The 25,027-nt window shown below is 74.1% G+C and carries 22 protein-coding genes; 7 read left to right on the top strand and 15 right to left on the bottom strand.

All coding sequences use genetic code 11. The annotated features are described in order from the left end of the window. The first annotated feature begins 106 nt into the window (after window positions 1-106). Complete coding sequence (locus J3P38_RS16280) at window positions 107-1,297, top strand: class I SAM-dependent methyltransferase (RefSeq protein WP_210504368.1); 1,191 nt, start codon at window positions 107-109, stop codon at window positions 1,295-1,297. A 6-nt stretch (window positions 1,298-1,303) separates the two neighbouring features. Here the strand turns inward: J3P38_RS16280 and J3P38_RS16275 are convergent, their stop codons facing one another. Genes J3P38_RS16275 through J3P38_RS16265 form a run of 3 tightly spaced genes read right to left on the bottom strand, consistent with a single transcriptional unit; the run spans window position 1,304 to window position 4,875 of the window. Beyond that, on the bottom strand, window positions 1,304-3,082 hold the full coding sequence (locus tag J3P38_RS16275; RefSeq protein ID WP_210504367.1) for a glycoside hydrolase family 3 protein: 1,779 nt from the start codon (window positions 3,080-3,082) through the stop codon (window positions 1,304-1,306). Window positions 3,083-3,127: 45 nt separating this feature from the next. Further along, entirely contained in the window at window positions 3,128-3,760 is a 633-nt protein-coding gene (locus tag J3P38_RS16270; RefSeq protein WP_307807963.1) for an MBL fold metallo-hydrolase, read from the bottom strand. Then, window positions 3,757-4,875, bottom strand: coding sequence for an S-(hydroxymethyl)mycothiol dehydrogenase (locus tag J3P38_RS16265; RefSeq protein ID WP_210439994.1), 1,119 nt, complete (start codon window positions 4,873-4,875; stop codon window positions 3,757-3,759). Before J3P38_RS16265 ends, J3P38_RS16270 begins: the two co-directional genes overlap by 4 nt. A 150-nt stretch (window positions 4,876-5,025) precedes the next feature. On the opposite strand from J3P38_RS16265, the gene J3P38_RS16260 reads away from it, so the two are divergent. The 4 genes from J3P38_RS16260 (at window position 5,026) to J3P38_RS16245 (ending at window position 8,827) form a co-directional block, all read left to right on the top strand. Further along, a complete protein-coding gene (locus J3P38_RS16260; protein WP_246856356.1) occupies window positions 5,026-5,643 on the top strand; it encodes a SigE family RNA polymerase sigma factor in 618 nt (205 codons plus the stop codon). Continuing rightward, complete coding sequence (locus J3P38_RS16255) at window positions 5,640-6,845, top strand: TolB-like translocation protein (RefSeq protein WP_210504366.1); 1,206 nt, start codon at window positions 5,640-5,642, stop codon at window positions 6,843-6,845. The genes J3P38_RS16260 and J3P38_RS16255 overlap by 4 nt, the downstream gene beginning before the upstream one ends. A 90-nt stretch (window positions 6,846-6,935) precedes the next feature. Beyond that, window positions 6,936-7,346, top strand: a complete 411-nt coding sequence (locus J3P38_RS16250) for a hypothetical protein (protein WP_210504365.1) — start codon at window positions 6,936-6,938, stop codon at window positions 7,344-7,346. Between the two features lie 5 nt (window positions 7,347-7,351). After that, on the top strand, window positions 7,352-8,827 hold the full coding sequence (locus J3P38_RS16245) for a hypothetical protein (RefSeq protein ID WP_210504364.1): 1,476 nt from the start codon (window positions 7,352-7,354) through the stop codon (window positions 8,825-8,827). Between the two features lie 47 nt (window positions 8,828-8,874). Here J3P38_RS16245 and tsaD read toward each other — a convergent pair whose 3' ends face one another. From tsaD to glmS, 9 genes are read right to left on the bottom strand one after another with little or no spacing between them, the layout of a single operon-like run. Continuing rightward, window positions 8,875-9,921 (bottom strand): tRNA (adenosine(37)-N6)-threonylcarbamoyltransferase complex transferase subunit TsaD, encoded by a 1,047-nt coding sequence (tsaD, locus tag J3P38_RS16240; protein WP_210504363.1) that lies wholly within the window; start codon window positions 9,919-9,921, stop codon window positions 8,875-8,877. Continuing rightward, entirely contained in the window at window positions 9,914-10,369 is a 456-nt protein-coding gene (locus tag J3P38_RS16235) for a GNAT family N-acetyltransferase (protein WP_210439989.1), read from the bottom strand. The genes tsaD and J3P38_RS16235 overlap by 8 nt, the downstream gene beginning before the upstream one ends. Beyond that, a complete protein-coding gene (gene tsaB, locus J3P38_RS16230; protein WP_210504362.1) occupies window positions 10,366-11,004 on the bottom strand; it encodes a tRNA (adenosine(37)-N6)-threonylcarbamoyltransferase complex dimerization subunit type 1 TsaB in 639 nt (212 codons plus the stop codon). The genes J3P38_RS16235 and tsaB overlap by 4 nt, the downstream gene beginning before the upstream one ends. Window positions 11,005-11,014: 10 nt before the next feature. Further along, window positions 11,015-11,914 (bottom strand): tRNA (adenosine(37)-N6)-threonylcarbamoyltransferase complex ATPase subunit type 1 TsaE, encoded by a 900-nt coding sequence (tsaE, locus tag J3P38_RS16225; RefSeq protein WP_210504361.1) that lies wholly within the window; start codon window positions 11,912-11,914, stop codon window positions 11,015-11,017. Continuing rightward, window positions 11,911-12,969, bottom strand: a complete 1,059-nt coding sequence (locus J3P38_RS16220; RefSeq protein WP_210504387.1) for an alpha/beta fold hydrolase — start codon at window positions 12,967-12,969, stop codon at window positions 11,911-11,913. Before J3P38_RS16220 ends, tsaE begins: the two co-directional genes overlap by 4 nt. 2 nt (window positions 12,970-12,971) lie before the next feature. After that, the gene (gene alr, locus J3P38_RS16215; RefSeq protein ID WP_210504360.1) at window positions 12,972-14,123 is read right to left on the bottom strand and encodes an alanine racemase; all 1,152 of its coding nucleotides are present in this window, start codon (window positions 14,121-14,123) and stop codon (window positions 12,972-12,974) included. Window positions 14,124-14,131: 8 nt separating this feature from the next. Then, window positions 14,132-15,529, bottom strand: coding sequence for an NAD(P)H-hydrate dehydratase (locus J3P38_RS16210; protein ID WP_210504359.1), 1,398 nt, complete (start codon window positions 15,527-15,529; stop codon window positions 14,132-14,134). 15 nt (window positions 15,530-15,544) lie between these two features. Beyond that, on the bottom strand, window positions 15,545-15,898 hold the full coding sequence (locus J3P38_RS16205; protein WP_210504358.1) for a holo-ACP synthase: 354 nt from the start codon (window positions 15,896-15,898) through the stop codon (window positions 15,545-15,547). A gap of 15 nt (window positions 15,899-15,913) precedes the next feature. Continuing rightward, window positions 15,914-17,758, bottom strand: a complete 1,845-nt coding sequence (gene glmS, locus J3P38_RS16200; RefSeq protein WP_210504357.1) for a glutamine--fructose-6-phosphate transaminase (isomerizing) — start codon at window positions 17,756-17,758, stop codon at window positions 15,914-15,916. Between the two features lie 65 nt (window positions 17,759-17,823). Between glmS and coaA the strand changes: the two genes are divergently transcribed. Further along, the gene (coaA, locus tag J3P38_RS16195; RefSeq protein ID WP_210439982.1) at window positions 17,824-18,792 is read left to right on the top strand and encodes a type I pantothenate kinase; all 969 of its coding nucleotides are present in this window, start codon (window positions 17,824-17,826) and stop codon (window positions 18,790-18,792) included. 27 nt (window positions 18,793-18,819) lie between these two features. On the opposite strand, the gene J3P38_RS16190 is transcribed toward coaA, so the two are convergent. Both J3P38_RS16190 and J3P38_RS16185 read right to left on the bottom strand, forming a co-directional pair. Further along, window positions 18,820-21,303, bottom strand: coding sequence for a PKD domain-containing protein (locus J3P38_RS16190; RefSeq protein ID WP_210439981.1), 2,484 nt, complete (start codon window positions 21,301-21,303; stop codon window positions 18,820-18,822). Window positions 21,304-21,343: 40 nt separating this feature from the next. Next, window positions 21,344-23,170, bottom strand: coding sequence for a hypothetical protein (locus tag J3P38_RS16185; RefSeq protein ID WP_210439980.1), 1,827 nt, complete (start codon window positions 23,168-23,170; stop codon window positions 21,344-21,346). Window positions 23,171-23,292: 122 nt separating this feature from the next. Between J3P38_RS16185 and J3P38_RS16180 the strand changes: the two genes are divergently transcribed. Then, window positions 23,293-23,829, top strand: coding sequence for a hypothetical protein (locus J3P38_RS16180; protein ID WP_210504356.1), 537 nt, complete (start codon window positions 23,293-23,295; stop codon window positions 23,827-23,829). Window positions 23,830-23,956: 127 nt separating this feature from the next. Here J3P38_RS16180 and J3P38_RS16175 read toward each other — a convergent pair whose 3' ends face one another. Next, window positions 23,957-24,988, bottom strand: coding sequence for a GNAT family N-acetyltransferase (locus J3P38_RS16175; RefSeq protein ID WP_210504355.1), 1,032 nt, complete (start codon window positions 24,986-24,988; stop codon window positions 23,957-23,959). Window positions 24,989-25,027 lie beyond the last annotated feature (39 nt).

The raw sequence follows: 25,027 nt of genomic DNA, 5'->3' as shown, positions 1-25,027 counted from the left end.
CTCGCGAGCGTTGGCATTCTCAGGGGGAGAGTGCCAGATCAGACGCTAGCACTCTGGCCGAGCGAGTGCTAGCGGGGAGTCCGGGACCGCCTGACAGGATGCTCACGTGGAGATCGAGACGCTCGCCTGGCTGCGCACGACCGAGGGCGCCCGCCTGCTCGTCCTCGCGGCCGAGGCCTGGGAGGAGCACGCCGGTGACCCCGTGCGGGTCGCCGCGGTCGTACGCCGCGCCGAGCCCGACGCCGAGAGGGCGGCCGCCGCCACGACGCAGGCGCAGCTGCGCGCCAAGGCCGTGGGCAAGTTCGGCGACAGCGCGCACCGGATGTTCTTCACCCCCGACGCGCTGGAGCAGGCCACCCGGGCACGGGTCGCCGAGCACCGCGCGGCGCGGGTGGCCGCGGCCGTCCCCGGAGGCAGCGTCGTCGACCTCGGCTGCGGCATCGGCGGCGACCTGCTCGCCTTCGCGCGCGCCGGGCTGGTCGCGGCCGGGGTCGACCGTGACCCCGTGCGCGCGGAGATGGCCCGCGCCAACCTCGAGGCCCTCGGCCTCGCCGGCGCCGTCCACACCGGTGACGCGACCATGGTCGACGTCAGCGGCTTCGACGCCGCGTTCGCCGACCCCGCACGGCGCGGCGGCCGGGGACGGGTCTTCGACGTCGAGGGCTGGACGCCGCCCTGGCCGTGGGTGCTCGACCTGCTGACCCGACGGGCGTTGGTCAAGGTCGCCCCGGGCATCGGGCACGACCTGGTGCCCGCCGGCGCGGAGGCGGAGTGGGTCAGCGACCGCGGCGAGGTCAAGGAGGCGGTCCTGTGGTCGCCGCGCCTCGCCACGACCGACCGCCGCGCCACCGTGATCGGCGAGCGCGGCCTGGCCACGCTCACCGACGAGGACGCCCCGCCGCCCGGGGATCCCGCCGCCGAGGTGCGCCCCGTCGGCGCCTTCCTCTACGAGCCCGACGGCGCGGTGATCAGGGCCGGCCTGGTGACGGCCGTGGCCGCCGGGGTCGGGGGTGGGCTCGTGGACGAGCACATCGCCTACGTCACCAGCGACGCGTCGTTCCGCACCCCGTTCGCGCGCGGCTACCGCGTCGTCGAGCACCTCCCCTACCGCGAGAAGCAGCTCAGGAGCGCGCTGCACGAGCGCGGCATCGGGCGGCTGACCATCAAGAAGCGCGGCGTCCAGGTCGTGCCCGAGGAGCTGCGCAAGCGGCTGTCGCTGCGGGGCGACAACGAGGCGACCCTGGTGCTGACCCGCGCCGCGGGCCAGGGCACGGCCCTGCTGGTCGAGCCGTTCTGAGGCCGGTCAGCAACCTGCCCGAGCGACGCCGGGGACCTCGACCGGCAGCCGGCCCGGGGCGCGCCGGCGGCCGCTCAGCACCTCCACCAGCACGTCCATCGCGGCCGGGGTGTCGCCGTACGTCGCGATGCGCGTGGGCGCGGTGACCCGTCCCAGCACCCACGGCGTGTCGGTGGCGACCGCGACCGTGCCGTCGACGAGGGCGTCGCGGAAGCCGGTGAAGCCGATCGGGGTGCCTGCCGCGAGGCGGGCCTCCTCGCGCTCGGTCCACGCGTCCAGGCGTCGCGCCCGAGCGGCCTCAGCCCTGCGCCAGGCCGCGAGCCGCCTCTCGAAGGCGCGCCGACGCTCCTTCGCGCGGCGCTCCGGCCTCGGCCGCGCCTCGGCCAGGTCGGCCGGCGGCGAGCGGCGCAGCAGCACGGTGAGGCCGGCCCGCTGCGCCGCAGGCACGAAGGCAGCGACGGCGGCGGGGTCGCCGTAGGGGTGGACCGCGTCGCCGACGAGGCGTCCCGAGCAGCTGCCGTCGGTCACCGTGACCGCGGCCGCGGAGAGGGCACGCGAGGCCTCGGCCGCCGAGCCCCCCGGCGCGGCCTCCACCGCGGCGAGGTGGCTCAGCAGCGCGACTTGGCGGGCCGCCGCCTGCTCGAGGCGGCGGCGCGGCAGCGCGCCGCTGCGGACGGCCCGGACGAGCGCGCTGCGCGCCACGGCCGGCGACGGGGGCATCAGCAGCACGTCCGCCCCGGCTCGCATCGCCTGCACCGCCGTCCGCCGGGGGTCCCGGCCGCGGGTGACAGCGGCCATCTCCAGGGAGTCGGTGACGACGAGGCCCCCGAACCCCAGCTCCTCGCGCAGCAGGCCCGTGGTCACCTTCCGCGACAGCGACGACGGCACGCGCGGGTCGACGGCGCGCACGTCGATGTGACCCACCATCACCGCGGGCAGGCCGGCCTCGACCGCGCTGCGGAACGGGACGAGGTCGGTGGCCTCGAGCCGGCGCAGGCTGCCGTCCTGCACGGGCAGCGTGAGGTGGCTGTCGGCCGGCACCGAGCCGTGGCCGGGGAAGTGCTTGACGACCGGCAGCACGCCGGCGGCGGCGAACCCCCGCGCCGCGGCGACGACCTGCTCGGCCGCGTCGGCCGGACGCGACGACGCGGACCTCGACCCGATGGTCGGGTCGTCCGGGCCTGACGTCACGTCCGCGTCGGGCGCGAAGTCGACGGTGAACCCGAGGCGGCGCAGCTCGCTGGCCCCAGCGGCGTACGCCCGCCGGGTGAGCGCCGGGTCGGCCGCGGCCCCGGTGCTCATGAAGGCGGGGAACCGGGTGGCCGCGCCGCGCAGCCGCTCGACCACGCCGCCCTCCTGGTCCACGCCGATGAACAGCGGCCACCTCCGGCGGACCTGCCGCGCCAGCGTCGCGTTGACCGCCGCGACCTGCTCGGCCGAGGCGACGTTCGAGGAGAACGCGATGACGCCGCCGAGGTGCAGGTCTCGGACCATCCGCACCGGCGCGGCGGTCCCGCTCCAGTCGGCCACGATGACCTGGCCGGCGAGGTCGCCCAGCGCCATCCGGCCGACCATCCGCGCGGCCCGGTCGAGCTCCGCTCGGTCGGGGCCCCAGCCGACGCCCAGGCCGAGCCGCTCGGACGGCGTGGGCGGGACGGTCGGTGCGGCGGCCGCCGGACCGGCGCCCGGACGTTCCCCGTCTCCCCCTCCGGTGCCGGCGTCGCACGCGCCTGTCGAGGCGACCAGGACGAGGCTCGCGAGCAGGGGGGCGGACCGGTGGCGCACCACGTCATGGTGGCACGGCCGGGACGCCGCCCCGTACGGACGGGCTCAGACGTTGACCCGCTCCGCGCCGATCGTCGTGTCGGGACCGTGACCGGTGTGCACGACCGTCTCGTCGGGGAGCCCGAGCAGGCGTGAGCGGATGGACTCCTTGATGAGGTCGGCGTCGCTGTAGGACCGGCCCGTCGCGCCGGGGCCGCCCTCGAAGAGCGTGTCGCCGGTGAAGACGCAGCCGAGGTCGGGCACGTGGAGGCACACCGCTCCCGGGGCGTGGCCGGGCGTGTGGATGACCGTGACGGTGGTGCCGCCGACCGTGAGCGCCTGCCCGTCGGACAGGTCGACGTCCCACAGCTCGGCGCCCTCCTCGTCGCCGCCGTGGATCAGCTCCCACAGCGGCCTGTCGTCGGGGTGCAGGAGGATCGGCGCCCCGGTGGCGACCCGCAGCGCCGGCGCGACGCGCACGTGGTCGTCGTGCGCGTGCGTGCAGACGATCGCCCGCACCCTGCGCCCGGCGACGACCTGCAGGATCGCGTCGACGTCGTGCGGGGCGTCGACGACCAGGCACTCCTCGTCGTCGCCGACGACCCAGACGTTGTTGTCGACGTCGAAGGTCTGGCCGTCGAGGCTGAAGGTGCCGGACACCACGGCGTGGTCGACCCGCAGGCCACCGCCGGCGCTCACAGCACGACCACCGATCGCAGCACGTCGCCGTGGTGCATCTTCTCGAACGCCGCCTCGACGTCGCCGATGCCGATCTCCTCGGTCACGAAGGCGTCGAGGTCGAGCCGGCCCTGCTGGTAGAGGTCCACGAGCATGGGGAAGTCGCGCGAGGGCAGGCAGTCGCCGTACCACGACGACTTCAGCGAGCCGCCACGGCCGAAGACGTCGATGAGCGGGATGTCGGGCACCTTCATCTCCGGCGTGGGTACGCCGACGAGGACCACCGTGCCGGCGAGGTCGCGGGCGTAGAAGGCCTGCTTCCACGTCTCGGGTCGGCCGACCGCGTCGATCACCACGTCGGCCCCGCCCTCGTGGCCGGTGCCGTCGGCCGGCGGGGTGAGCTCGCGGATGGCGGCGACCGCGTCGACCTCCGACGAGTTGACCGTGTGGGTGGCCCCCAGCCTGCGCGCCGCCTCGAGCTTGCGGTCGTCGATGTCGACGGCGATGATCCGCGACGCCCCGGCCAGCGCCGACCCGGCGATCGCCGCGGCCCCGACGCCGCCGCACCCGATCACCGCGACGGTGGACCCGCGGCCCACGCCGCCGGTGTTGATCGCGGCCCCGAGCCCCGCCATCACCCCGCACCCCAGGAGCCCGACGGCGGCGGCACGGGCCGACGGATCGACCTTGGTGCACTGCCCCGCGGCCACGAGGGTCTTCTCCGCGAAGGCGCCGATGCCGAGCGCCGGGGTGAGCTCCGTGCCGGCGAGGTCCCCCTCCGCGAGCGTCATCCGCTGGGTCGCGTTGGCGGTCGAGAAGCAGTACCACGGCTCGCCGCGGTCGCACGCGCGGCAGTCGCCGCACACCGCCCGCCAGTTGAGGACCACGAAGTCGCCCGGGGCCAGGCCGGTGACGTCGGGACCGACCGACTCGACGATGCCGGCCGCCTCGTGGCCGAGCAGGAACGGGAAGTCGTCGTTGATGCCGCCCTCGCGGTAGTGCAGGTCGGTGTGGCAGACGCCGCAGGCCTGCACCTGCACCACCGCCTCGCCCGGACCCGGGTCGGGGACGTTGATCGTGGTGAGCTCGACGGGCTCGCCCTTGGCGAGCGCGACCACGGCCTGGACCTGCTGCATCGGTGCCTCCTGGGCGACGACGGGGACGAGTGCGACGAAGCCTCCCAAACGGATGCAACCCCGCTCGACCCGGGTGCGTCCTCATCCGACACGCCAGCACGCAAGCCACCCGCAAGCGACCACCAAGGCGGAAGGAGGTGGATGGTGTCCATGACACTGATCGAGGGCGGACCGGAGAAGCAGATGGGCTCGCAGAACCAGCGGTCCGACAGGACCGCGCACGGCACCGCGGACGGCACCGCGGACTCCCGCGCGGACAAGGACGCCGACTTCTCGGCGTACATGTCGGCACGCCAGGCCGCCCTCTACCGGACGGCGTACCTGCTCGCCGGCGACCACGCCGGCGCCGAGGACCTCCTCCAGAACGCCTTCGCCAAGCTCTACCTCTCCTGGGACCGGGTCCGCGACCGCGAGGCCCTCGACGGCTACGTCCGCCGGATCATGGTCAACGAGAACAACTCGCTGTGGCGCCGCGCCTGGAAGCGCCGCGAGCACAGCACCGACGTGCTGCCCGAGACCGGCACCGTCGACACCTACGACGACGGCATGGGCGGCGCGCTGTGGTCGTTCGTCCAGACCCTGCCGCCCAAGCAGCGCTCGGTGATCGTGCTGCGCTACTACGAGCAGCTCAGCGAGGCCGAGATCGCCGACGTCCTCGGCGTCTCGGTCGGCACCGTGAAGTCGCAGGCCAGCCGCGCGCTCGCCGGCCTCCGGGCGCGCGCCCCGCGGTCGCTGCACCCCCACGAGTCCGGAGACGATGCCCGATGAGCCCCACTCCCCTCGAGGACCAGGTCCACGACGCCCTGCACCGCACGGCCGCGCCGCTGCACCGCGCGCCGCTCACCGTGACCGACGTGCGCACGCGTGCGCGCCGCATCAGGCGCCGGCGCGCGGCCGCCGCGGGCGCGGCCGTCGCCGCCGTGCTGGCGGTCGCCGTGCCGGTCGGTGTCGGCATGGTGAATCCGGCACCGCGCAGCGACGTCCCGCCGGCGACGCAGCCGCCCGCCCCCGCCGTCACCGGGACGGTCCGCATCGACCCGCGCAGCGCGGAGGTGGTGGACTCGACGCCGGTCCCGCTCGTCGACGTCGACGGCCCGAGCCTCATCACCTCCGACGGCACGCTCACCCTGCCCGAGGTCTTCGACACCCTCACGCCCTACCGCGACGGCTGGGTGGGAGTGACGATGGACGAGGGTCGGGGCACCCTGGAGTTCCTCACGGCCGACCTCGAGGTCGAGGACCGCGGTGGTCCGACCGGCGGCCTGGTCGTGAGCCCGGACGGCACGAGGGTCGCCTGGTCCGAGTACACCGGGTCCCGGTGGGAGGTCGCCATGGCCGAGGTCGGTGGCGGCGTCGAGTGGACCTACCTGAGGTTCCCGCCGGGGCCCGAGGACCAGCGGGTCGAGCCCGTCGGCTTCGTGTCCGAGGTCGAGGTCGTCGTCCGGCAGAACGACGGCACCGGCCGCGTCACCGACTTCGTCGCCGACGGCGACACCCCCGTCGAGCTGCCGGGCCTGATGCAGGCCGAAGCGGCCTCGCCCGCGACCGGCGCCGTCGCCGGCGTCACCCGCTCGACCGTCGAGGGCTCGTGCTCCGCCGTGGTCGACGGCCGGGCCGGCAACGGCCGCGTGATGTGGGACACCTGCGACTACACCCTCACCTCGTTCAGCCCGGACGGCCGGCACCTCGTCGGGCTGGTGGCCTCCGGCGGCGAGTACGGCTCGCCGACGCTGGCGGTCCTCGACGCGGCCACCGGCGAGCCGGTGGTGGACTTCGAGGTGGCTGCGGGGCGTCGCCAGATCGTGGGCATCGACGACCGCATCGCCTGGGCCGACGACGGCACCCTGGTGGTGCGCGTGATGCACGGCGAGGACTACTACGTCGTCCAGCTCGGGCTCGACGGCACGGTGCAGCGCGTCGGCATCGCCAGCGCCGGCGCCTCGGGCCTGTCCGTGGCGGAGGTCCGCTAGCACGTACGCCACCGGGGCCGGTCGTGCACAGCGTGCAAATCATCTGCACCACGGGGTTTCGGCGTGCCCGTGCCGGGGAAGGGACAGCGCATGCTGCCGCTCGAAGACAGGGAACTGCTCAACCAGACGATGCTCGGGCTCAACATCGACCCCGAGACGATCTCGTCGCTGCTCGCCTCCTTCGACACCGCTGCCGCCGGTCTGGAGTCCGACCCCCTCACGCCCGTCCAGGGCACGTCGTTCGGCGACTCCTTCACCGGCGGCCACCGCCTCGCCACCAACGTGCAGATGGCCCACGAGGCGGTCGCCGAGGAGCTGGCGCGGATGGTCGCCGGGCTGCGCGCGATGGGCCAGTCGCTCCAGGCGTTCGAGAACGACGTGCAGCAGACCACCGAGCAGACGACCGCCACCCTGGGTCGGATCCAGGCCGCCACCGACTGTGTCGCCGCGCCCGACTTCAGCTCCAGCCAGTGCACCCTCCCGACCGAGAGCCAGGACTGACGACCGTGACGAAGGGACCTCACCGCCTCCGCCTCGACCAGTACCTCGACTCGGCCGCGGGCGGAGCGCTCCAGAACGCCGGCCGCGACTGGCGGCGCAAGGCCGCCGATCTCACCACGCTCGGCGACGCGCTGCGCAAGGCCGCCGGCCAGGCCGAGCTGCGCATCGGCGAGCAGACGCTCACCGGCCCGGCGCTGCGCGCCGGCATGGAGGAGTCCGCGGCCTCGATGGCCGACAAGGCGGAGCAGCTCCGCGCGGCAGGCGACGCGCTCGTGGCCGTCGGGGAGCAGATCGACCACGCCAAGGACGCGCGTGACGCGATGGCCGACCTCGGTCCCAAGCCGCCGCCCTACCAGGCCCCTCCCGGCACCCCCGGGGTCGAGCTGACCCGGGAGGACCTGCAGGCCCGGGCCGACGCCTCGCAGGCCCGCGAGAACGAGCGCAGCACCTGGCAGACGCAGTACGACCGGCAGGAGGCCAGGTCCCTCGCCCTGACCAAGGAGCTGGACTCCGCCTTCCTCTCCGCCATCCCGCCCATGGCCGCGATCCACGGGCAGCAGGACCCCACCGAGCCGCCCACCCGGGTCCCGTCGGGTCCCGGCGGCACCTACCTGCCCGGCACCCAGGCCCCGCCGCCCACCGGTGGAGGTGGAGGTGGCGGCGGTGGGACCCGCGGCGGCGCGCAGGGCCACTGGGTCGAGGGCCACGCCGTCCCCGGGACCGACGGCGGCCGCGACGACGGTGACGACACCACCACGAAGCCCACGGACCCGACCGACCCGACCAGGCCCACGACCCCCACGGACCCGACGCCGACCACTCCCACCACGCCCACGACGCCCACGGGGCACCCCCCGGTCGTCCCCGCGGACCCCGCCGGCACCACGACCGTGGCGGGCAGCCAGCAGGCCGGCGTCACCCACCAGCCCCCGTCCGCCCCGTCCACCCCCGTCGCCTCGGCCCCCGGCCCGCTCTCCGCCTCCGCCAGCGCTTCCTCCGGGGTCACCGCGGCCGCGCTGGGGGCGGCCGGGGTCCCGGGCGGCGCGAGCAGCGTGACCGGAGGCGCCCGGCCCTCGGCCGCCGGCAGCGCCGCGGCCCGCCCCATCGGCGCCACCACCCGCAGCGCCGGGGCAGGAGCGCTCTCGCGGCCGGCCGCGGCCACGAGCCCGACGGCGGCCCGCGGTGGGGCAGCCGCCGGCAGCCCCACGACCCGGGGCTCCGTCGGCTCGGCCGGCTCGGCGGGCTCGGCCGGCGGACGCGGCGCCCGAGCCTCCGGCTCGGTGGGCGCCGGCGGCGCTCGCGGCGCTGCCGGCTCGCGAGGTGCCACCGGTGGGGCGGCAGCCGCCGGCGGCGGCACGGCCGGCGGGGCCGGTCGTGGCGGCCGCAAGGGCGAGCGCGACCGGACCACGAAGCGCGACGGCCTGGTCCTCGACCAGGACTGGCTCGGCGACGAGGACGTCGCTCCGGGCGTGCTGGACTGACCTCTCGCCCGCGACTGACCTCCGAGGCGTCGGCGCCGGACGCGGCGTCAGGCGACGACGGTGGTGAGCGGCTGCGAGGAGTCGGCCGGCAGGTCGAGCAGCGACGGCGTACGGCCGCGGGCGACGAGCTCGGAGCCGAGCGCGGCGACCATGGCGCCGTTGTCGGTGCAGAGCCCCGGCCGCGGCACGCGGACGCGGATCCCGGCGGCCGACGCGCGCTCCTCGGCCATCGCGCGGAGGCGGCTGTTGGCCGCGACGCCGCCGCCGATGAGGATGTCCTCGATCCCCCGGCTCGACGCGGCGTCGATCGCCTTGCGGGTGAGCACGTCGCACACCGCCTCCTGGAAGGAGGCCGCCACGTCGGCGACGGGGACGGTCGCGCCCTCGCGCTGCTGGGCCTCCACCCAGCGGGCCACGGCGGTCTTGAGGCCGGAGAAGGAGAAGTCGAAGCGGTGCCGCTCGAGGTCGCGCCGGCTGGTGAGACCGCGAGGGAAGTCGATGGCGACGCTGTTGCCGCTGCGCGCCTGCTTGTCGATGTGCGGACCGCCGGGGAACGGCAGACCGAGCAGCCGGGCCACCTTGTCGAAGGCCTCCCCCGCGGCGTCGTCGATCGTGGAGCCCATCGGCTCGACGCCCAGGGTCACGTCGGTCACCTCGAGCAGGCTCGAGTGGCCGCCGGAGACCAGCATCGCCAGGCACGGCTCCGGCAGCGGGCCGTGCTCGAGCTGGTCGACCGCGACGTGCGCGGCGAGGTGGTTGACACCGTAGATGGGCTTGCCGAGACCGAGTGCCAGCGCCTTGGCGCTGGCGACGCCGACCAGCAGCGCACCGGCCAGCCCCGGCCCGCTCGTCACCGCGACGGCATCGATGTCGCTCAGCGCGACGCCGGCGGTCTCCGCGGCGCGCTCGATGGTGGGCACCATCGCCTCGAGGTGCGCCCGGCTCGCCACCTCGGGGACGACGCCGCCGAAGCGCGCGTGCTCCTCGACGCTGCTCGCCACCGTGTCGGCGAGGAGCGTGTGGCCACGGACGATGCCGACGCCCGTCTCGTCGCAGGAGGTCTCGATGCCGAGGACCAGGGGCTCGTCAGTCATGCGCCGTCGCCGTCTCCGCGCGCGCGGCACCCGGCAGCCAGCGGCACATCACCAGCGCCTCCGAGCCGTCGCGGTAGTAGTGGGGGCGCACGTCGATCACGCTGAACTGGCGGGCGACGTAGAAGCCGAGCGCCGGGGCGTTGGCCACGCTCACCTCCAGCAGCATGCGCGAGGCGCCGTGGGTGTCGACGAGCAGCTCGTCGAGCAGGCGCGAGGCGATGCCGTTGCGCCGCGCCTCAGGTCGTACGCCGATGCGCAGCAGGTCGATGATGTCACCGGCGCTCATGGTCACGCCGTAGCCCGAGAGGTCGTCGGCCACGACGAAGCGCCGGCCGGGCCCCTCGATCTCCTGGCGGACCAGCGCCTCGCTCCACGCGTCGACGCCGAACAGCTCCTGCTCGAGCGCGACGAGGGCGGGCAGGTCGGCCAGGGTGGCGGCACGGATCACGAGACGGGCTTTCTGGGTGCGCCGGCGACCGCGTCGGGGCGCCGCAGGTAGAGGGGCTCGGGGTCCAGCAATCCTACGAGCTCCGAGCCCACTCCCGCAGCCAGCCAGCCGGCGCTGGGCCGCGCCGGCGCGAGCGCCCGGGGGAAGGCGTCGGGGTACAGCTCCGGACCCGCGCCGGCGACCAGGGCGTCCGTGGCGACCTCGGCGGGCCGGGTCACGACGGGGCCCTCCAGGCGGCGACCGTCGGCGTCGTAGGAGGCGAGGTAGACCTCCTTGCGCCGGGCGTCGGTGGCGACCAGGAAGCTGCCCGGTGCGGCACCGGTGGCGGCGGCCTCGAGCGCGATCGCGTCGAGGGAGCACACCCCGTAGACCGGGATGTCGAGCACGAAGCCGAGGGTCCGCGCGGTCACGACGCCGACGCGCAGGCCCGTGAACGGACCGGGACCCACCCCGACCGCGATCGAGGTGAGGTCCTGGCGCACGATCCCGGCGTCCTCGAGCGCGCGGGCGATGAGCGGCGCGAGGTGCTCGCCGTGCTTCATCGGCTGCTCGGACGAGTGCTCGACGACGACCCGGTCCCCGTCGTGGAGCGCGACGGTCACGAGCGGGGTCGCGGTGTCGAAGGCGAGGAGCACGGCGTCGAGGTTACTGTCCGACGACCCAGCGCAGGGAAACGCGGCGCGGGTCGAGCGCCTCTTCGTCCGCGCCACCGGGGTGGTCCCCGACGCTCCGCTCGATGACGACCTCGAGGCGGGACTCGGCCAGGCCCTCGGCGAGGCCGGCGCCCCACTCCACCACGGTCACCGAGTCCTCCAGCGACGCGTCGAGGTCGAGGTCGTCGAGCTCGTCGAGTCCTCCGAGCCGGTAGGCGTCGACGTGCACGAGGTCCGGGCCGTCCCCCAGCGCGGGGTGCACCCGGGCGATGACGAACGTCGGCGACGTGACGCCGCCCCGGACGTCGAGGCCGGCGCCGAGGCCCTGCGTGAAGGTGGTCTTGCCGGCCCCGAGCTCGCCGGTCAGCACCACGAGGTCGCCGGCGACGAGGGTGCGCCCCAGCCTCTCCCCCAGGCCCCGCATGGTCTCGGCGTCCGGCGCGTCGAAGGTGGTGCCGAGCCACCGGGCCAGCTCGACGTACGGGCTCGAGCGTCCCGTGACCACGAACCCGTGGCCCTCCCAGAACGCCACCGTGCCGGGCAGCTCCTCGCGGGCGAGGACCCTGACCGCCGAGCGGCCCGCGGCCGCCTCCACGGCCGCCTCGACCAGCGCCGTCGCGACGCCCTGCCCCTGGGCGTCGGGCGTGACGCCGAAGCGCCGCAGCACCAGCCCGTCGGGTGCCGGGTCGAGGACCACGCAGCCCACCGGCCGCCCGTCGACCTCGGCGAGCAGGCCGCCGCGGCGGCGGAGCAGGCGCGCGATCGAGGCGGCGTCGTCGCCGAGGGCGTCGGCGGGCGGGTCGAGTGGCGACCGGTCACCGAACGCCTCCCGCACCACGGCGAGCACCTCGGCGGCCGCCTCCGGGCCGACGCGGCGGACCACGACGCTCACGACAGCACCTGGCCCTGGGCGAGCGAGATGAGGTCGTCGAGCTCGGCGGTGACCTGCTTGTGCTGCTCGAGGATCACCATGTGGCCGGCGCCCTCGCACTCGAGGAGGCTGGACCCGGCGATCCTGCTGTGCAGCTTGCGGCTGTGGCCGATGGGGGTGACCTTGTCCTCGGTGCCGCAGACGATGGCCGTGGGGACCCGGCCGAACGGCTCGAGGTGCTCGAAGTGGTCGAGGGTGGCAAAGGCCGGGTAGAAGTCCGCGACCACGGCGAACGGCGTCGCGTTGAGCATCGAGTAGACGAACTCCACCTGGGAGGCGGGGACGTCGTCGCCGAAGGCGTAGCGGTCGGTCACCACGTCGGCCACCGCGCGGCCCCACACGCGGGCGAGGTCGACGATCCGGTGCCCCCGGTCGAGGGTGCGCACCGCACGCCCCATGAACCGCCCGCCGAGCCCGAGCGGCAGCATCGGGAACAGGACGCGGCCGGGGTCGAGCCCACCGGCCGTCGTCGAGATGAGCGCGGCGCCCACGACCTTGTCGCCGAAGAGGTCGGGATGCTGCTCGGCGAGGGAGATCACGCTCATGCCTCCCATCGAGTGGCCCACGACGACGCACCGGCCCGGGACGGTGTGCTCGATCACGCGGCGCAGGTCGTGCGCCAGCTGCGTCAGCGTGCAGTTCTCCTCCGCGGAGCGGGCGGACCGGCCGTGGCTGCGCTGGTCGTAGAAGACGGTGCGGACCTGCCCGCGGTAGGCGGCGCGCTGGAAGTGCCAGCTGTCCAGGTTGAGGGAGTAGCCGTGGACGAAGACGACGGTGAGGTCGTCGTCGGTCGCCGCGGGGCCGCCGAAGTCGTCCGGCTCGTCGATCTCAACGTGGAGGTCGACCGCGTCGTCGGCGACCACCACGCGGGGCGGGCTGTGCAGCGCGCCGAACGCCACCTGCTCGCCGGCGGCACGGTTGCCGATGACCCGGTTCTGGCGGGCGATGCCGACCGCGCCGGCGGCGGCAGCCAGCCCGGCCGCGCCCACCACGGTGCCGAAGATGCGGCCCTTCATGCTCAACGGGGGGTTCCTTCCGTCGCGTCGCTGTCGACGTACCTGCGGACCAGGCGCCCGCCGAGGCGTGTGACGATCTCGTAGCTGATGGTGCCGGTGGCCTCGGCCCAGTCCTGGGCGGTCGGCTCGCCGCGGTCACCAGGGCCGAAGAGGACCACCTCGGTGCCGGGAGGCGGCAGCTCGCCGTGCAGGTCGACCACGAACTGGTCCATGCACACGCGGCCCCGGATCGGGCGCAGGGAGTCGTCGACCCAGACCGCGGCGGTGTTGCCGGCGGCGCGCGGGACGCCCTCGCCGTAGCCCGCCGGCACCACGCCCACGGTCGTGTCCTCGGGGGCGTGCCAGGTGTGCCCGTAGGAGACGCCGTCGCCGGCCGCGATCGCCTTGCTCATCACCAGCCGGGCCCGCACGGACATGGCCGGACGCAGCCCCACCCGCGGGCTGGCACCGGGTGCCGGGTCCAGGCCGTAGGACGCGATGCCGCACCGGACCAGGTCGAAGTGCGAGGACGGACGCAGGAGCGCCGCCGCCGAGTTGGCCAGGTGGGCGACCTCCGGGTCGAGCCCTGCCTGGCCGGCCAGCGCCAGCGCCTCCCGGAACGCCGCCTCCTGCTGGTCGTTGGCGGGGTGCGCGGGCTCGTCGCTGGCGGCGAAGTGCGACCAGATGCCGGTGACGCGCACCCGGCCGGCGGCCTCGTGGGCGACCGCCGCCGCGAAGAGGGCCGCCCACGCGTCGCGCGGAGCACCGCCGCGGGAGAGGCCGGTGTCGACCTTCAGCTGGACGCGCGCCCCACCCACGGCGGCGATCTCGTCGAGCTCGGCCACGGAGTACGCCGTCACCTCGACGTCGGCGGCGACCGCGCCGGCGAAGTCGTCGCCGGGCGCGCTGAGCCAGCACAGCAGCGGTCCGCGGTCGCCCGCCCCGCGCAGGGCCAGTGCCTCGTCGATCGTCGCCACGCCGAGCCAGTCGGCCCCGCCTGCGCGGGCGGCCGCGGCCGCCTCGGCCATCCCGTGGCCGTAGCCGTCGGCCTTGACGACCGTCATCAGCCGCACCGGCCGGTCGACGCTCACCAGGTCCTTGAGGACGCGGACGTTGTGCCGGATGGCAGCGAGGTCCACCACGATCTCGGCGCGGTGCGGCGCGGGATCGGTCATGGGGGCGATCATCGCGCACCGCTCAGGGTCTCGCGCACCAGCCGCGGGATCTGGACGGCGACGCGGGTCGCGGTCAGCGGCCCCCCGGCCGCCGCCTCGGTCGCCGCGGCGCCGTGGAGCCAGGAGCCGACGGACGCCGCGTCGTGCGGCTCGAGCCCCGCCGCGAGCAGGGCGCCGACGAGTCCGGCCAGCACGTCGCCCGCGCCCGCCGTGGCCAGCCACGGCACGCCCGTCGTGGTGACCCGCACCCGGCCGCCGGGATCGGCCACGAGCGTGTGGTGTCCCTTGAGCAGGACCACGCACTCCCACCGGCGGGCGGCCTCGCGGACGTGCTCCAGCGGCGAGGCCTCCACCGGCTCGCGCTGCACGCCCAGCATCGCGGCGAGCTCGCCGGCGTGGGGCGTGAGCACGCAGCCCGGCAGCGGCGCTGCGACGTGGCGCAGCGCGTCGGCGTCGACCACGACCGGGACGCCGTCGGCGCGGGCCGCGTCGAGCATCGCTCCCGCGTCGTCCCCTCCCCCGGGGCCGACGACCCAGGCCTGCACCCGACCGGCGCCGACCACCTCGGGGTGGACCGAGCGCACGGTGTCGGCGACGTGGGCCGGACCGACGTAGCGGACCATGCCGGCCAGACCGGTGTTGGCGCCGGCGACCGCGAGCAGCGCCGCCCCGGGGTAGGTGTCCGAGCCGGCACGCACGCCGACGACGCCGCGGGTGTACTTGTGCGCGGTGGGGCCCGGCCGGGGCAGCAGGGCGCGCACGTCGTCGGGCTGGAGCGCCTCGAGCGCCGGCGGGCCCAGGTCGCCGGCCAGGCCGAGGTCGACGAGGTGGATCGCGCCGCAGGCGGTCGAGGACGGGTCCACGAGGTGGGCGACCTTGTGGGTGCCGAAGGTGACGGTGAGGTCCGCCCGGACGTGCGGGCCCTCGACCCGGCCGGAGTCGACGTCCACGCCGGAGGGCACGTCGACGGCGACGACCGGCACGCCGTCGTACCGCTCGAGCGCTACCACCGCCTCCGGGTGCAGGCCGGGGCGGCCCCCGATGCCGACGATGCCGTCGACGACCACGTCGGGTGCCCCGTGGAGGCGGTCGAGGTCGTGCGTCGCGCGACCCCCCGCGGCCCGCAGCGCGGCCAGTCCGGCCTCGTGCACGCGGTCGGCGAGCAGCAGCGCCTCCACCCGTGAGCCCCGGGCGGCCAGGCGGGCGCCCGCCCACAGGGCGTCGCCGCCGTTGTCGCCCGGGCCGACGAGCAGCAGCACCCGGCGGCCGTAGCCGCCGCCGAGCAGCTCCAGGACCGCGGCCGCCAGTCCGGCGGCGGCGCGCTGCATCAGCGCGCCCTCGGGGAGGCGCGCCATCGCGGCGGCCTCGGCGCGGCGTACCGCCTCGACGGTGTGGGCGTGCAGCACGACTCGTCCCTCGGCCTATCCCTCGAGGACGACGACGGCCGAGGCGATGCCGGCGTCGTGGGAGAGGGAGACGTGCACGTGCGCGACGCCGAGCGCCTCCGCGCGGGCGGCGACGGTGCCCCGGATCTCGAAGCGCGGCCGGCCGGTCTCCTCCGAGACGATCTCGGCGTCGTGCCAGGCCATCCCGACCGGGGCGCCGAGCGCCTTGGCGATGGCCTCCTTGGCGGCGAACCGGGCGGCCAGCGAGGCGGGCGGACGCACGGCCTCGGCGTCGGTGAACAGCCGCCCGCGCAGGGACGGCGTGCGCTCGAGGGCCTGCACGAAGCGGTCGATGTCGACCACGTCGATGCCGACGCCGATGACCGGCATGGCTGCTCGGACCGCCTACTCGACCGTGACGGACTTGGCGAGGTTGCGCGGCTGGTCGACGTCGTGGCCGAGCTGGGTCGCCAGCTCGCACGCGAACAGCTGCAGCGGCACGACGGCGACCAGCGGCTGGAGCAGCACCGGCACCCGCGGCAGCGTGACCAGCACGTCGGCGTACGGCTCGATGGAGGTGTCGCCCTCCTCGGCGAGGCACAGGGTGCGGGCGCCGCGGGCGCGGACCTCCTGGATGCCGCTGACCATCTTGTCGTGCAGCTGGTCGCGGCCGCGGGGCGGCACGACGCAGAGGATCGGCAGCCCCTCCTCGACCAGCGCGATCGGTCCGTGCTTGAGCTCGCCGGCGGCGAACCCCTCCGCGTGCAGGTAGGCGATCTCCTTGAGCTTCAGGGCCCCCTCGAGGGCGACGGGGTAGCCCGCGTGACGGCCCAGGAAGAGCACCGACCGGCTCTCGACGTGGTCGCGGGCCAGCGCGTAGACCTCCTCGGCCTTGCCGAGCACGGTCTCGACGTGACCGGGCATCTCCTCGAGCTGGTCCATGATCTCGGAGATCTCGTCGCCGAACCGGGTCCCCTTGACCTGGGCGAGGTAGAGCGCGAGCAGGTAGCAGGCCACGAGCTGGGTGAGGAAGCCCTTGGTGGAGGCGACCCCGATCTCGGGGCCGGCGTGGGTGTAGATCACCCCGTCGGACTCGCGGGGGATTGTCGAGCCGTTGGTGTTGCAGATCGCGAGCACCTTCGACCGCTGCACGCGGGCGTGCCGGATGGCCTGGAGGGTGTCCGCGGTCTCGCCGGACTGGCTGATCGCCACGACGAGGGTCGCGCTGGTGAGGATCGGGTCGCGGTAGCGGAACTCGCTGGCCAGCTCGACCTCGACCGGGATGCGGCACCAGTGCTCGATGGCGTACTTGGCGACCATGCCGGCGTAGAAGGACGTGCCGGCCGCGATGATGATGATCTTGTCGATGTCGCGCAGGTCCTGGTCGGAGAGCCGCATCTCGTCCAGCTGCAGCAGGCCGTCGGCGCCGCGGCGGCCGAGCAGGGAGTCGGCCACCGCGCGCGGCTGCTCGAAGATCTCCTTGCGCATGAACCAGTCGTGGCCGTCCTTCTCGGCGGCGGAGAGGTCCCAGTCGACGTGGTAGCGGCGGCCCTCGGCGGGAGTGCCGTCGAAGCCGGAGACGCTGACCCCGTCGCGGGTGATGGTCACGACCTGGTCCTGGTCGAGCTCCATGGCCTCGCGGGTGTGCTCGATGAAGGCGGCCACGTCGGAGCCGAGGAAGTTCTCGCCCTCGCCGATCCCCACCACGAGCGGGCTGTTGCGGCGGGCGGCGACGACCCGGTCGGGGTCGTGCGCGTCCACCGCGACGAGGGTGAACGCGCCCTCGAGGCCGCGGCACACGTTCTGCATCGCGACGGTGAGGTCCACGCCGCTCCCCAGCTGCTCCTCGAGCAGGTGGGCGGCGACCTCGGTGTCGGTGTCGGAGGCCATCTCGACGCCGTCGGCCTCCAGGCGGGCACGCAGCTCGGCGAAGTTCTCGATGATGCCGTTGTGCACCAGCGCGACGCGGCGCTCCCGGCCCAGGTGCGGGTGGGCGTTGCGGTCGGTCGGCGCGCCGTGCGTCGCCCAGCGGGTGTGGCCGATGCCGGTGGTGACGGGCGGGAGCGGCGTCTCGGCGATGGCCTTCTCGAGGTTGGCGAGCTTGCCGGCCCGCTTGTCGGAGACCACCGTGCCGCCGTCGACGAGCGCGATGCCGGCGGAGTCGTAGCCGCGGTACTCCAGCCGCCTGAGGCCTTCGATCACCACGCTCTCGGCCGGCTTGTGACCCACGTACCCGACGATTCCGCACATGGCCGGGGAGTCTATCGGCAGGCCGCCGCGCAGCCGTGGCCCGCCGCGGTGCCACAATCGCACCCATGCCCGAGGTCACGTCGTCCTCCACCGGCAGCGAGGCCTCCCCGTACGTCGAGCTCGAGCGCGGGGCCTGGGCGCAGCTGGCCGGCACGGCCGAGACGTCCCTGACGCCCGACGAGGTCCTCCGCCTCCGTGGCTTCGGCGACCAGCTCGACCTCCGCGAGATCGAGCAGGTCTACCTCCCGCTCTCGCGGTTGCTCAGCCTCTACGTCGCGGCGAACTCCCGGCTGCACCGCGAGCAGGAGGAGTTCCTGCACCGCGTGACCCCGCCGCGCACGCCGTTCGTCATCGGGCTCGCCGGCTCGGTCGCGGTCGGCAAGTCGACCACCGCGCGCGTGCTGCAGCAGATGCTGGCGCACTGGCCCGAGCACCCCAACGTCGCGCTTGTGACCACCGACGGCTTCCTGCTGCCCAACGCCGAGCTCGAGCGGCGCGGGATCCTGCACCGCAAGGGGTTCCCGGAGTCCTACGACCGCAAGGCGCTGCTGAAGTTCGTCGTCGACATCAAGTCCGGCCGGGACGAGGTCGAGGCGCCGATCTACTCCCACCTCGTCTACGACGTGCTGCCCGACGAGAAGGTCGTGGTCAAGCGCCCCGACATCGTGATCATCGAGGGCCTCAACGTCCTGCAGCCGGCCCGCGTGCGCGACGACGGCCGCACCGGCCTGGCGGTCAGCGACTTCTTCGACTTCTCCGTCTACGTCGACGCGGCGCTGGCCGACATCAAGCGCTGGTACGTCGACCGCTTCCTGAGGCTGCGCGAGACCGCCTTCCGTGACCCGGCGTCGTACTTCCGCAAGTACGCCGCGCTGTCCCACGACGAGGCGGTCGACCAGGCCACCCGGATCTGGGATTCCATCAACGAGCCGAACCTCGTGCAGAACGTCGCTCCCACCCGCTCGCGCGCGAACCTCGTGCTGCGCAAGGACGCCGACCACTCGGTGCGCTACGTGCGGTTGCGCAAGCTCTGAGCGCCGGTCGCCGGCGGCGCGTCGCGGTCAGCGCTTCCCGGGCTTGACGGTGATGGTCACCGAGGCCGTCGACGTGGCACCGAAGCTGTCGGTCGCCCGCACGGTCACCCGCGTCGTCCCCTTGATGGTGAACGTGCGGCTGGCAGTGGCGCCGGTGGCGTCGTCCAGCTGCCCGTCCCCGTCGAGGTCCCACGCGTAGGTCAGCGGCGCACCCTCCGGGTCGGTCGAGCCCGTCGCGGAGAGCTGGACGGTCAGTGGAGCCTTGCCGGTCGTCGGGTTCGCCGTCACCCGAGCCTGCGGCAAGCCGTTGAAGCGTGCGGTGAAGGCCTGGTCGACGGCGACAGTCGTGGTGCGGGCCGCAGACGTGGAGCCGTCGCTCCAACCGACGAGCTGGTAGGTGTGCTCCCCCAGGACCTGCGGGGAGGGGACGGAGAACGTCTGGGTCGAGCGCTCGATGACGGTCTGCGGCTGCCCCTCCGTCACCGCTGCGCCACCGACGTAGGCCTGCAGGCCGTCGGGCACGGTGTCGACGGTCAGCGTGCGGGTGCGGGGCAGGATCTCGATGGTCTCGGCGTCCCGCAGCCCTGCCGGGTCGGTGACCGTCAACGTCACGGACAACCGCGACGGGTAGTCGTGGTCCGGAGCGGAGAAGGAGGCGGTGGCACCCGAGCGGGTCTCGAGCGGGTGGGTGTGGCAGTCGAACGGCGGTGTGGCCGAGCAGTGCACCACCCCGAGGTCCCAGCGGTACGTGAGGTTGCCGCCGTCGGGGTCGACGCCGCTGCCCTGCAGGGACACGGTGTCGCCGACGGCCCAAGTGGTCACGGACGTCGGGGCGTCGATGCGTGCGGTCGGAGCCTGGTTGGCGTCGGCGCGCACGTCCACCTGCACGGTCTCGTCGTCGACACCGCCGTGACCGTCGTCCACCCGGAGCCGGACCGTGTAGGTGCCCGGAGTCGTGTAGGTGTGGGCGGCCGTGGCCGTGAACGCGTCGTCCAGCTGGCCGTCGCCGTCGAGGTCCCAGGCGTACTGCAGCGGAGCGCCGTCGGGGTCGACGGATGCGGTGGCGTCGAAGGCGACGGTCAGCGGAGCCTGCCCGGACGACGGGTCGGCCACGAAGGACGCCGTGGGCAGCTGGTTGCTGGTCCCCGTGGAGACGATCCGACGGATGCGACCGTTGATGTGGTCGAGGGAGAAGATGTCGCCCCCCGGTCCGGCGTACAGCCCCACCGACGGCTCCTCCGTCGTGAATCGGTCGACCGTCGAGGGGTCGGGCACCCCTCCGGCGCCCGCGTACATCACCCAGACGCACGCCCGGGAGTAGTCGGTGAAGAACAACGCGCCGTCGTACTTGCCCGGATAGGTACCGCCCGGGTAGACGGCGAGACCGCTGATCGCGCTGGAGTTGCCCTGTACCTCGGGGCAGGCGTCCAGCGCGACGCCGTGGCGGTACTCGAACAGCGGGGCCGTGACCGCTGCGCTCCCCTGGGCATAGAGAGACTCGCACACGGGCACGTTGGCGGCGTCGTAGGACCCCATGCGTCCGGTGCCCTCGTAGCAGGGCCATCCGTAGTTCCGCAGCGACGACGCGTTCGGGACGTGGTTGATCTCCTCCCAGTTGTTCCACCCCACGTCTCCGACGTAGACGTGGCCGTCGGGCGCCACCGCCGTGCGGAACGGGTTGCGGAAACCATGGGCGAGCACCCGGCCCCCACCAGGGTTGCCCGGCCAGGCGTTGCCCGTGTCGGGGTCCAGACGCATCAAGGTGCCGTCGTGGCTCAGCGGGTCACCGCCGGTGCGGAGGTCCTGGCTGCGCAACGCTCCGCCCTCGGACGGCGGGTCCTGACACGGGTTCACGGGGGTCGGAGTGCCGGCGAGGCTGCCGCCGAGCTGGCCGTGGTCCACGGTGTTGAAGGACGCGCCGTCGCCGGAGGTGACGTAGAGGGCGCCTTCGGGCCCGAACTCGACGGTCCCCACTGAGTGGGACGGGAACTGCTGGCAGAAGTTGCCGTCGAGGAGGACCTCCGTGGTCCCGGGGCGGTTGGCCGTGTCGACCGGGATGCGGACCAGCCGTCCGTCGGCGAGGCAACCGTCAGTCGTCGCTCCCGGTGGCGTGGGGCACGTGTCGCCGTAGCGGTAGCGGTCCCACGTGTAGAGCAGGTAGACGTAGGGGCTTGCGGGGAAGTCGGGGTCGAGCGCCATCCCGAGGAGGCCACGGTCCCAGAACGAGTGGACGTCTGCGGTGAGGTCGATCGCCGTGGTCGCGGTGGTGTCGCTCATCGAGTCGAAGACCTTGACCAGCCCTGACTTCTCCGCGACGAACACCCTGCCGTCCGGGGAGAAGCGCACGACCGTGGGGAGCGTGAGGCCGGAGAACACGGTCTGCACGCCGAAACCGGTGTCGACCTGCGGCGCCGCCTCCGCGGGTGTCGCGTCGCGGACGATGGCTGCGGGGGCCGCGAGGAGGAGGACGGCGATCGCCGCCAGAAGGACCCGCCTGGGACTGGTGAGCATGAGCACCCCCAACGTGGCATTCGCGACGATCGCGCTGGCCTCAGTCTCGACGCGAGGTCGGTGCCGCCGCATACCGCGAATCGGGGGTCTGTCCGCGGGCGGCGTCCCCGCTCCGGACTGTGGTGTCGCCCTCTTCCGTGTCGTCCGGACGCGTGCCACCGGACTGCAGGAGATCGCCGGTCAGGACGACCACGAGCAGGAACGGCATGAACCACACCGTGTACAAGGCGGACCAGTGGGTCAGCAGGAGCTGGAACGACATCAGCAGGGCTGCGCTGAAGGCGGCCAGCTGCAGCGGCGACTTGCGGCGCGGCCGGACCGCCACCACCAGCGCCGCGAGCACGAGGACCCCCTGCAGGACGTGCTGCACCGCCGAGAGGTCGGGCAGGCCCGCAGCGGCGTACTGACCCCAGTCCCACAGCGAGAACGGTGAGCTGCGGTCGAACTGGATGATGAACGTCCGGTCGAGGAACACCCGCAGCTCGCGCAGCGGGTCGTCGGCGACCAGCAGGAACCAGAAGCACAGCACCGTGGTCAGCGCGAAGCTCGTGGCGTACACGAGCGGACTCCGCAGCCGACGGGTGCCGGGGTAGGTCGCCCACATCGGCGCCAGGATCAGGGCGGCCAGCTTAGTCCAGCACGCGAGGGCGACCAGGCAGCCTCGCCCGGGCGGGGACGAGACGGCCCAGAACGCCCAGATGAGGAGGGCGGCCATGATCGTGTCGTTGGCGTTGGAGCTGGAGGTGTACTGGGTCAGCGGGTTCGCCGCCCACGCGAACGGCAGGACGACCGCCGCCCTGGTCCCGCCCCGGCTGCGCCCCACGGCCGCGAGACCTGCCATGGCGAGCAGGTCGAAGAGCAGGGTCGTGAAGTGGACGGCCGGGAGCTCGTCCCACCGACCGCTCCAGCCGAAGAGCCACAGCCCTGGGAGGTAGGCGTGGTAGTTCACCGGACCGTAGGTGTCCCCGAAGGAGTTGATCGTCTCGCAGCGCCCGTCCTCCTGGACCCAGTCCAGGACGCTCCCGTCGTGGGCCTCAGCGCCGCAGGGGCGTCCGCTGTCCGCATGGGGAAACCTCCCGTACGGCGACACGCCGTCCGAGAGGCGGTCGGCGCCGATGACCCCCGCGTAGCCGACGTCCAGCACGCTCGAGTGCTCGACGTTGATCCCCGTCCGCAGCCCGACGAGGAACACCAGGCCCGCCACGAGCAGCCACACGGGAACGGTCGAGCGCGGGACGGCGACGCGTCCGGTGACTCCGACGCGGATCATCCGCAGGACGAGGTAGACCAGCGAGGCCGTCGCGGCCAACACGGAGGCGAACACGCGCCCCTCGTTGAGCAGCGCGACGTTGACCGAGAACGACAACAGGGCCACCAGATCGAGGTTGGCCAGGCTCAGCGGTCGTCTGAAGTCCGCGAGGCCGACCACGAAGAAGAGGCAGAACGCCAGCCACAGGAGGGGCTCGTTGATCAGCCCGCCGACGCCGCCTCCCCGGGCCAGCGGCCAGGCCAGCTCAGGCCCCGCCCAGACGTCGCGCGTGTCGCCGGTGCGGTCGTCGACCTTGGCGGTGGCCACCTTGCCGGCCTCGGGGGTGAAGACGCTCACCTCCCACTCCCCGCGCTCGGGCATGAAGTGGGCCGCGGGTATCAGCAAGTCCTCCGGGTATCGGTCCAGCCACTCGGCGACCTCCGGTTCGACCAGCACGATGCGGGTCGCCTCCCCCCGCGTCAGCCGGGGCCCGTCGTCCGGTCCGTCGCCCACCGACGCCGAGGCACCCGCGCACAGGAGCAGCAGGACGGCGCTCAGCGCCAGCAGCGCCGAGCGCATCGTCCAACGAGCCGTGTCCATCCGCGCCGGATGAAGCATGGCGTCACCATAACCAGTGAATTCCCGCCCGGGACGGGTTCTCCTCGCCCCGGCCCCTCTACGGTCCGGTTCGAGGGTGCGCTCGAGGCGTCCCCCACCCGATGGCACCGAAGGAGCACGCGGTGAAAGACAGAGACAACAGGCTGACCACGATGCTGGGCCTGCCGATCCTGGCGGTCCTCGGCTTCGTCCTTGCGACCGTGTTCGCCGGGGTGAGCGTCGCCGGAGAGGTGACGACCACCACCACGACCACCGTCCCGACGACCACGACGACGACCACGACGACGACCACGACCACGACGCCCGAGCCGGGCGGCGAGGGCTGCACCCCCGGGTTCTGGAAGAACCACCCGTCCGACTATCCCGCCGGCTACAGCCCCGACACGACGCTGGGCAGCGTCTTCACCGGCCTGTCGTCGACCTACTCGTCGATGACGCTGGACGCCGCGCTGTCGCTGGGCGGTGGTGGCTTGAAGGCGCTGTTGCGGCACGCGGCCGCGGCTGTGTTGAACGCTGCGAGCGACGAGGTGGACTACTCGTTCTCCACGGCGGAGGTGGTGGCGCTGACGAACGCGGCGATCGGCAGTGGCTCCTACGAGGCGACGAAGGACCTGTTCGACACGGCGAACAACGGTGGTGCCGCCGGGTTCTGCGACTGATCGGCCCGAGCCCCGGCCCCCGACCACGTCGGGAGCCGGCCGGACGACGGGCCCCGGGGATCCGATTCCCGGGGCCCGTCGCCGCCCCGTCGGTCGCGGCGGCGCGGTCACGAGGCTGACCGTCGTCTCAGAGCCTCTTCTGCAGCTCGAGCAACGTCTCGGTCGTGCGGTAGCCCAGCGCCTCGTTGACGGCGTTCATCCACGTGTTGACCTCGGCGTTGGACGTCTCCACGGTCCTGAGGTCGGGGTACGTCGCCAGGACCAGGTCGTGCGTCGCGACCTTGAGCGCGAGCCCGAGCCGGTGTCCGCGGTGCGCCGGGTCGACGATCGTGATGCCGACCAGGGCGTGCGTGTGGTCCGTGTCGTCGACGCGCACGTCGGACACACCCGCCACCGTGCCGTCGGGCGCGATCGCCAGGGCCGTGTGCACGTGCCGTCCGGTGGCGACCTGCCGCTGCTCGGCGGCGCGGACGCGCTCCACGCTCCACTCCGACGCCTCGAGGTCGAGGTCGCCGAGCGGGATCTCGGATACCAGCATCCCCAGGAGGCGCCCGAACGACTCGACGTGCTCCTCGGGGCACACGGTGTCGAAGGTGACGAGCGAGTAGCCCTGGCCGGCGCCCGCGAGCCCCGCCGCCAGCGCGTCGCGCCGCTCGAGGTAGTCGGAGGTCGTCAGCTCCTTGATCGACTCCCGGGTGGCGACCGCGAAGCCCCGCCCCAGCGCGAACGGCTCCGCCGCGGCCGTGCCGCCGGGCGGGACGTACGCCTCGCCGGTGAGCGTCGTGCGCCCGTGCCCGAGCGCCAGCACCTCCGCCTCCGCCAGCAGCGCCGACCCGATCCCCTCGCGACGTCGATCGGGGTCGACGTACACCTCGGCGCCGGCGAGGTGGGCGTTGTCGCGCGTGGGCAGGAGCACCATGCCGGCGCCCACCATGCGGCGACCCTCGATGGCACCGAACAGGGCCACGTCGCGCTCGGGGTTCGGCGCGGTCAGCGCCACCCGGCTCTGCTCCCACAGCGGCCACGGCTTGCCGGGCCGGTCGGCCGTCGCCGCGTGCCCGACGTCCCACCACGCCTTGAGGGCGGCTTCGTTGCGCGGGTTGATCTGCTCGATGTCGACCACGCCGCGACGGTAGTCGCGGCGCGCCCTGCCCGTCATGCGGATATCGGCGTGCGCGGCCCGCGTCGTCAGCAGGAG

Origin of the sequence: Nocardioides xinjiangensis (assembly GCF_017916455.1) — a bacterium.
GTDB classification, from domain to species: domain Bacteria; phylum Actinomycetota; class Actinomycetes; order Propionibacteriales; family Nocardioidaceae; genus Nocardioides; species Nocardioides xinjiangensis.
Note: the sequence above shows the minus strand (reverse complement) of the source record. Positions and strands in the feature narration are given on the sequence as shown.

What these genes read in the sequence shown, in the direction of transcription:
- J3P38_RS16265 (WP_210439994.1), bottom strand. Translation starts at nt 4,875, where the DNA reads ATGCAGCAGGTCCAGGCCGTGGTCGCGCTCGCCAAGGGCGAGCCCGTC.
- J3P38_RS16260 (WP_246856356.1), top strand. Translation starts at nt 5,026, where the DNA reads ATGACACTGATCGAGGGCGGACCGGAGAAGCAGATGGGCTCGCAGAAC.
- J3P38_RS16255 (WP_210504366.1), top strand. Translation starts at nt 5,640, where the DNA reads ATGAGCCCCACTCCCCTCGAGGACCAGGTCCACGACGCCCTGCACCGC.
- J3P38_RS16250 (WP_210504365.1), top strand. Translation starts at nt 6,936, where the DNA reads ATGCTGCCGCTCGAAGACAGGGAACTGCTCAACCAGACGATGCTCGGG.
- tsaD (WP_210504363.1), bottom strand. Translation starts at nt 9,921, where the DNA reads ATGACTGACGAGCCCCTGGTCCTCGGCATCGAGACCTCCTGCGACGAG.
- J3P38_RS16220 (WP_210504387.1), bottom strand. Translation starts at nt 12,969, where the DNA reads ATGAAGGGCCGCATCTTCGGCACCGTGGTGGGCGCGGCCGGGCTGGCT.
- alr (WP_210504360.1), bottom strand. Translation starts at nt 14,123, where the DNA reads ATGACCGATCCCGCGCCGCACCGCGCCGAGATCGTGGTGGACCTCGCT.
- J3P38_RS16205 (WP_210504358.1), bottom strand. Translation starts at nt 15,898, where the DNA reads ATGCCGGTCATCGGCGTCGGCATCGACGTGGTCGACATCGACCGCTTC.
- glmS (WP_210504357.1), bottom strand. Translation starts at nt 17,758, where the DNA reads ATGTGCGGAATCGTCGGGTACGTGGGTCACAAGCCGGCCGAGAGCGTG.
- coaA (WP_210439982.1), top strand. Translation starts at nt 17,824, where the DNA reads ATGCCCGAGGTCACGTCGTCCTCCACCGGCAGCGAGGCCTCCCCGTAC.
- J3P38_RS16190 (WP_210439981.1), bottom strand. Translation starts at nt 21,303, where the DNA reads ATGCTCACCAGTCCCAGGCGGGTCCTTCTGGCGGCGATCGCCGTCCTC.
- J3P38_RS16185 (WP_210439980.1), bottom strand. Translation starts at nt 23,170, where the DNA reads ATGCTTCATCCGGCGCGGATGGACACGGCTCGTTGGACGATGCGCTCG.
- J3P38_RS16175 (WP_210504355.1), bottom strand. Translation starts at nt 24,988, where the DNA reads ATGACGGGCAGGGCGCGCCGCGACTACCGTCGCGGCGTGGTCGACATC.